7 protein-coding genes are annotated in these 6,406 nt (G+C 66.7%); 5 read left to right on the top strand and 2 right to left on the bottom strand.

What is annotated here, in order from left to right; all coding sequences use genetic code 11:
- Positions 1-196: EVE domain-containing protein (locus Q0693_RS06060; RefSeq protein WP_298629979.1), on the top strand; the 196-nt coding region annotated here is incomplete at its 5' end.
- Here the strand turns inward: Q0693_RS06060 and Q0693_RS06055 are convergent.
- Positions 171-1,391, bottom strand: coding sequence for a type II secretion system F family protein (locus Q0693_RS06055; protein WP_243030161.1), 1,221 nt, complete (start codon positions 1,389-1,391; stop codon positions 171-173). The genes Q0693_RS06060 and Q0693_RS06055 overlap by 26 nt on opposite strands.
- Here Q0693_RS06055 and Q0693_RS06050 point away from each other — a divergent pair.
- Together Q0693_RS06050 and scpB are read left to right on the top strand one after the other, a co-directional pair.
- Complete coding sequence (locus Q0693_RS06050; RefSeq protein ID WP_298629976.1) at positions 1,390-1,980, top strand: L-threonylcarbamoyladenylate synthase; 591 nt, start codon at positions 1,390-1,392, stop codon at positions 1,978-1,980. The genes Q0693_RS06055 and Q0693_RS06050 overlap by 2 nt on opposite strands.
- A complete protein-coding gene (scpB, locus tag Q0693_RS06045; protein WP_298629974.1) occupies positions 1,973-2,494 on the top strand; it encodes an SMC-Scp complex subunit ScpB in 522 nt (173 codons plus the stop codon). The genes Q0693_RS06050 and scpB overlap by 8 nt, the downstream gene beginning before the upstream one ends.
- On the opposite strand, the gene Q0693_RS06040 is transcribed toward scpB, so the two are convergent.
- Complete coding sequence (locus Q0693_RS06040; RefSeq protein WP_298629972.1) at positions 2,441-3,520, bottom strand: PIG-L family deacetylase; 1,080 nt, start codon at positions 3,518-3,520, stop codon at positions 2,441-2,443. The two genes, scpB and Q0693_RS06040, sit on opposite strands and share 54 nt — an antisense overlap.
- Positions 3,521-3,550: 30 nt before the next feature.
- Between Q0693_RS06040 and Q0693_RS06035 the strand changes: the two genes are divergently transcribed.
- Together Q0693_RS06035 and Q0693_RS06030 are read left to right on the top strand one after the other, a co-directional pair.
- Positions 3,551-4,174, top strand: a complete 624-nt coding sequence (locus Q0693_RS06035) for a GNAT family N-acetyltransferase (RefSeq protein WP_298629970.1) — start codon at positions 3,551-3,553, stop codon at positions 4,172-4,174.
- A gap of 29 nt (positions 4,175-4,203) precedes the next feature.
- Entirely contained in the window at positions 4,204-6,405 is a 2,202-nt protein-coding gene (locus tag Q0693_RS06030; protein ID WP_298629968.1) for a DEAD/DEAH box helicase, read from the top strand.
- The last annotated feature ends 1 nt before the right edge of the window (position 6,406 follow it).

Raw genomic sequence — 6,406 nt, 5'->3', positions numbered from 1 at the left:
GGCCACCCGGGAAAAGCCCCGCTGGTACACGGTGGAGGTGGCCTTCCTCGAGGCCTGGCCCCTCATCCCCCTGGCCCAGCTCAAGGCCTGCTTTCCCCAAGACCACCCCCTGGTGAGGAAGGGGAACCGGCTTTCCGTTATGCCGGTTCCCCCGGAGGTGGCCGAGAAGCTTATTGCGCGGAAAGGGTGCCGATGATCTTGAAGAGGGGCAGGAACATCCCCGCCACGATCATGCCCACGATCACCCCCAGGAAGATGATCATGAGGGGCTCAATGGCCGCGGTGAGGCTGGCCACCGCCTCGTCCACCTCCCGCTCGTAGAAGTCGGCGATCTTGGAAAGCAGGGTATCCAAGGCCCCTGTTTCCTCGCCGATGGCCACCATGGAGCTCACCATGGGCGGAAAGACGAAGGGGTGCTGGGCCAGGGTAAGGTTCAAGGGTTCCCCTTGTTGCACCTTGAGCTTAGCCATGTCCACGATCTCCTCCACCACGCTATTGCCCGCGGTTCCCTTGGTGATGTCCAAGGACTCCACGATGTTCACCCCGCTGGAAAGGAGGAGGGCCAGGGTGCGGGAAAAACGGGCCACCGCCGTCTTGCGGTTTAGGTTGCCGAAGACGGGCACCCGAAGCTTCACGCGGTCAATGGCCTTCCGCCCCTGGGGGGTGCCATAGTACCAGCGGTAGACGAAGAAAAGGACCACGGCCAACAGCAAAAGGGGCAGGGTGGCCGCCCGGAGGAAGTCCGAAAGGGCGATGAGGAAGCGGGTGAGGAGGGGGAGCTCCGAGCCCAAATCCGTGAGGATCTGGGCAAACTGGGGCACGATGCCGGTGAGGAGGAAGTAGGCCACGCCCACGGCAAAGACGAAGACGATGGTGGGGTAGGTCATGGCACTACGGATCTTGCCCCTCAGCTCCAGGTCCTTCTCCAGGAAGGTAGCCAAGCGGTCCAGGATCACGTCCAAACCGCCCGAGGTCTCCCCAGCCCGCACCAGGTTCACGTAAAGCCGGGAGAAGAGCTTATGCTTGGCCAGGGCGTCGGAGAAGGCCATGCCGCCTTCTATGTCGGTGCGGACCTTCTTGATGATCTCCCGGAACTTCTTGTTCTCCGTCTGCCTTTCCAGAATGGAAAGGGACTGGAGAAGGGTGAGGCCCGCCCCCAGCATGGTGGCCAGCTGCCGGGAAAAGATGGCCAGGTCCTTTAGCCCAGGCCCCCTCTCCAAAGCGGGAAGGCGCACCTCCGCCTGCAGGCCCCTTCCCGGCTCCTTGATCTCGGCCACAAAAAGACCCCGGTCCCTAAGGAGCCTGGCGGCGGTGCGCAGGTCCTCGGCCTCAATGGTGGCCTCCACCAGGCGGCCCTGGCGGTCGCGGGCCTTATACTGGTAGACCGGCATGGTAGAAGTATACCAGAAGGTCCAGGAAGCGGCGGAGACCCTCAAGGGCGGGGGCCTGGTGGCCTTTCCCACCGACACCGTCTGGGGGGTGCTGGCCCGGATGGAGGATGAGGCCGCCTGCCGGCGCATCTACGCCCTGAAGGGACGGGGGGAGGAAAAGCCCTTGCAGGTACTGGTGGCGGATCTGGAAAGCGCCTTGGGCCTGGCGGACCTGGGGCCTCTTAAGGGGAAGTTCCTGCGCCTGGTGGAGGCCTTCTGGCCTGGCGGGCTCACCGTGGTGGTGCCGGGGCGAAACATTCCCCCTTGGATCAGCCGGGATGGCTCCGTGGGGCTCAGGATGCCGGACCACGGGCTTCTTAGGGAGCTCCTCCGCCAAGTGGGCGGGTACGCCGCCGCCACCAGCCTCAACAAAAGCGGAGAACCCCCGGTCCGCACAGAGGCCGAGGCCCGGGCCTTCGCCGTGGACTATGTCTTCCCCGGGGAGGCGAAGGGCCTAGCCTCCAGCGTGGTGGACCTGCGCACGGGGGAGGTCCTCAGGGAAGGGTCCATTCCCCAGGAGGCCCTTTGGCCTTACCTGCAAGATGCCTAGCCTAAAGGCCGAGCTTCTAGCGGTCCTCTTCGCTGCGGGCAGGCCCGTGTCCTTACGGGAACTAAAGGCCTTGGGCCATCCGGAGGAGGGGCTTTTGAGGGCGCTTCGGGCCTTGGAGGCGGAACTCGAGGAGGGAGGCCTAGGGGTGGCCCTGGAACGGGTGGCGGGAGGCTGGCGGCTGGTGGTGCACGAGGGAGTTCTAGGGGCCGTGGAAAAGGTCCTCAAGCCCAGCCCGCCTCGGCTTTCCAAGGCGGCCCTGGAGGTCCTGGCCCTCATCGCCTACCACCAGCCCGTGGCCCGGGCGGAGTTGGAGGCCATGCGGGGCAAAAGCGTGGAGGGAGTCCTGGACAGTCTCTTGGAACGGGGGCTCATCCGGGTGGTGGGCGAGAAGGAAGCCCCGGGCCGGCCCAAGCTCTATGGCACCACGGAGCGCTTCCTGGAGGTATTCGGCCTGGAAAGCCTAAAGGACCTCCCGCCCCTCGAGGACGGCCCACCCCTCCTCCTCCGGGGCTAGGGCCTCCCGCGCCGGGATGGGCAGGGGGCTAAAGAGTTCGTTCTGCCGCACGAAAGCCAGGAGAAAGCGGCCCAATAGCCGCATCTGGCTTCGGTGGGCCCGGATGGCCTTTTCCTTAAGCCTCACCTCCTCCTCGCCCAGGGGAAAGCGGCGCCAAGGGAGGCCCCTTCCCCTAGGGGGCGGGTAGAGGGGAAGCCGGGGATGGAGCCCTTTGGGCAGGGGGTACTGGTACCCCCCGTGGATGAGGTAGTACTCCAGCCGGTCCTCCATTCCCAAGGAAGCCGCCGCCTGCATGCCCAAGTAGGCCGCCGCCTGGTGGTCCCGGTGGGCGTCCAGGGGGCTTGGCAGGAGGATGCGGGTGGGCTTAAGGCTGGCCAAAAGCTCCACCAAGGTGGCCTCCAGGGCCTTGCCCGTGTAGGGAAGCCCCAGGCGGTAACACCCGGGGTAGGCCACCGCCTTAAGCCCGGTGTAGGGGCTTTCGTAGGGCAGGTAGTAGTGGGAGGTGAAGAGGGCGAAAAGCCCTTGGTCGGGAAACCCCAGGAAATAGGCGTTATCCCGGGGAAGGCCCAGGACCTCGAGGCCCCGCCAGGCCTCCACCATGCGCCTTAAGGCCAGCCGGCGCATGGCCTCCTTGGAGGGCAGAGGGCTTCCCGCAGCCAGGTCAAAGGCATCCCCCGAGGTGAGGTAGACCACGCTCACCCGCCCTCCCCTTAGGAGGGTGCGGCGCATCAGACCCGCCGCCGCCAGCACCTCGTCGTCCGGGTGGGGGGCCAGGAGGAGGAGGTGCTCCCCCGGCTGGGGTTGCGGATAGGGAGGAAGCCTCCGCACCCGGAGGGAGGTGGTAAGGGCGTGGTAGTAGGCGAAGATGAACCTCCCGTTGATGAAGGCCCAAACCCCCAGGGCCGCCAGGATGAGCCCCACCCGCTCCGCCCAGAGGAGGCCCAGCCAAAGCCTTAAGGCCTCCGCCAAAACCAGGTAGAGGGCCAAAAGGAAGAGGAGCCACTGCCAGGGAGCCAGGCGGCGCACAAGGGGCATTGTACAGACTAAAGTGGTCCTGTGGCCCTCCTTCGCCTCGCCGAGGAAAAAGACCTCCCCGCCATCGCCCGGCTTTCCCACCGGACCCTCCTCCTGGGGCGGGAAGGCCCTTTGGTCTTCCCCAGCCAGGAGCTTTGGGGGGAGCTCTTCGTAGCCCCTTACCTGAGGCGGGGATGCTGCTCCCGGGTGGCGGAGGAAGAAGGGGAGATCCTGGGCTACATCCTGGGCGCCTGTTCCCACCTCGCCCTCACCCTTTACCTCCTTCCCCGCATACCGGTCCTTCTCCTCAAGCTTCTGCTAGGCTGTTACGGACCACCTCTTCCCCACCTCCGCTACCTCCTGAGGCTCCTCCTCTTCCCAGGCCCTAAGGCCCCCAAGAGCCTTTACCCCGCCCACCTCCACATCGCCGTGGATCCCAAGGCCCAGGGGAAAGGCCTGGGAAAGGCCCTCCTTAGGGATTTTCTGGATTGCCTAAAGAAAAGCGGGGTAAAAGGGGTGCAGCTTTCCACCACCCGGGCCAACGCCGCCGCCCGGAAGCTCTACGGGAGCCTGGGCTTCCGCCTCTACGCCAAGCAGGCCAGCCCCTTCTGGGCCCCCTACCACGGCCATCCCGTGATCCACGAGGTCTGGGTCAAGGAACTCTAGGCGCAGGCCGCAAAAGCCATAATGGAAGGGTGCTGCCCGAGGCCTTAAGGGGGTGGGAAAGCTACCGGGACTGGCTGGAGGCCGACCCGGAGTTCCAAGGGCGGATCGTCTTCGCCCGCACCCTTCCCCCCAGTCCCCCCAAGACCGTCCCCTACCGGGGGGCCTTCGCCGGGGTCCTCGAGGCCTTGGGCCTGAAACCCTTCGCCCACCAGAAGGAGGCCCTCCTTAGGGTGGAGGAAGGGAACAACGTGGTCATGGCCTACTCCACCGCCGCCGGTAAGAGCCTGGTCTTCCAGGCCCCGGTGCTCAAGGCCGCCCTGGAGGGAGGGACCAGCCTCCTCCTCTTCCCCACCAAGGCCCTGGCCCACGACCAACTGCGGCGCCTCAGGGCCATGGCCGAGGCCTTGGGGGTCCAAGGGGTTTATCCCTACGATGGGGACACGCGCGCCGACCTTAGGCGGAAGGCTCGCCAAGAGGGCATGGTCCTCCTCAGCAACCCCGATATGCTCCACTTCGGCCTCCTGCCCCGGCACGGGGAGTGGGCCCCCTTCCTTTCCCGGCTCCGCTACCTGGTGCTGGACGAGCTCCACGCCTACCGAGGGGTCTTCGGCACCCACGTGGCCCTGGTCCTCTTCCGCCTCCTGCGCCTGGCCCGCCACTACGGGGCCAACCCCCAGGTGATCGCCGCCAGCGCCACCATCGGCAACGCCAAGGAGCACGCCGAAGGTCTGACCGGCCTTCCCTTCGTGGAGCTCCGGGAGGAGGTGGCCCGCTCGGAACGGGAGCTTTTGGTGCTCCTGCCCAAGCCCCTGGACGCCAAGGGGGAGAGGCGGCGAAGCCCCCTCCTGGAGGCCGCCTACCTGGCCCGGGCCTTGGCGGAAGGGGGTTTAAGGGGAATCATCTTCACCAACGCCCGGAAAAGCGCGGAGCTCATCGCCCGCTACGCCGCCCACCCCAAGGTGCGCCCCTACCGGGCGGGCTACACCGCCAAGGAAAGGCGCCGCCTGGAGGAGGGCTTGAAGTCTGGGGAGGTGCGGGTCCTGGTCTCCACCAGCGCCTTGGAGCTGGGGGTGGACATCGGGGAACTGGACGCCGTGGCCTTGGTGGGGTACCCCGGGTCCATCTCCGCCTTCTGGCAGCGGGCGGGCAGGGCGGGAAGGGGGAGGCGGAGGGCCCTGGTGGTCTACATCCCCCGGGAGGACCCCTTGGACGAGTACTTCCTCCACCGGCCCGAACTCCTCCTAAGGACCCCTCCTGAGGTGGCGGTGGCGGATCCGCAAAACCCCGTGCTCTGCCCCCTCCACCTGCACGCCGCCGCCTGGGAGAAACCCCTTGTGCGGGAGGAGATCCTCTGCCCGGAGGCCTTGGCCCAACTTAGGGAAAAGGACGGGCGCTACTACACCCCCAGGCGCCGCCCTCACCGGGACATCTCCCTGAGGGGCCTGGGGACCACCTTCACCCTAAGGGGCCCGGATGGGGAGGTCCTGGGCTACCTGGACGAGCGCCAGGCCTACTGGGAGGCCCACCCGGGGGCGGTCTACCTGCACGGGGGGGAGAGCTACCTGGTGCGGAACATCGACCCCCAAAGGCGGGAGATCTGGCTTCTTCCCGCCCTCGAGGACTACTACACCGAGCCCCGGGCGGAAACCCATCTGGAAGTCCTCTCCGGGGAAGCCTTGGCCCATGGGGTCTGGGTGGGCCAGGTGGTCTTGCGGGAGCGGGTGGTGGCCTATGCCAAGAAGCGCTTCTTCACGGGAAGCGTCCTGGAAGAAGTGCCCTTGGATCTGCCGGAGATCACCTTCCCCACCGAGGCCCTTTGGTTCCACCCCCCCTTGGTGGTCCCATCCCACCGGATCCCCGGGGGCATCCACGCCCTGGAGCACACCTTGATCGGCCTTTTGCCCCTTTTCGTCCTGGCGGAAAGGCAGGACCTTGGGGGGCTTTCCTACCCCTTCTACCCTAAGCCCCTGCCCTCGGGCGGCGGCCCCACCATCTTCATCTACGACGGCTACCCCGGGGGCGTGGGCTACGCCCGCCAGGCGGCCCGCCGCTTCCCCCAGTGGATCCAGGCGGCCTTGGAGCTCCTCAAGGCCTGCCCCTGCCAGGAAGGTTGCCCCCGGTGCGTCCTCTCCCCCAAGTGCGGCAACGGCAACCAGTACCTGGACAAGGAAGCGGCCCTTTTCCTGGCCGCCCACCTCACCCTCTCCCTACCCCAGAGGACCCTGCATTAGA

The sequence above is a fragment of the uncultured Thermus sp. genome (assembly GCF_938010445.1).
Classification (GTDB): domain Bacteria; phylum Deinococcota; class Deinococci; order Deinococcales; family Thermaceae; genus Thermus; species Thermus altitudinis.
This window is presented reverse-complemented; position numbering and strand designations above follow the sequence as displayed.

What these genes read in the sequence shown, in the direction of transcription:
- Q0693_RS06050 (WP_298629976.1), top strand. Translation starts at nt 1,390, where the DNA reads ATGGTAGAAGTATACCAGAAGGTCCAGGAAGCGGCGGAGACCCTCAAG.
- Q0693_RS06055 (WP_243030161.1), bottom strand. Translation starts at nt 1,391, where the DNA reads ATGCCGGTCTACCAGTATAAGGCCCGCGACCGCCAGGGCCGCCTGGTG.
- scpB (WP_298629974.1), top strand. Translation starts at nt 1,973, where the DNA reads ATGCCTAGCCTAAAGGCCGAGCTTCTAGCGGTCCTCTTCGCTGCGGGC.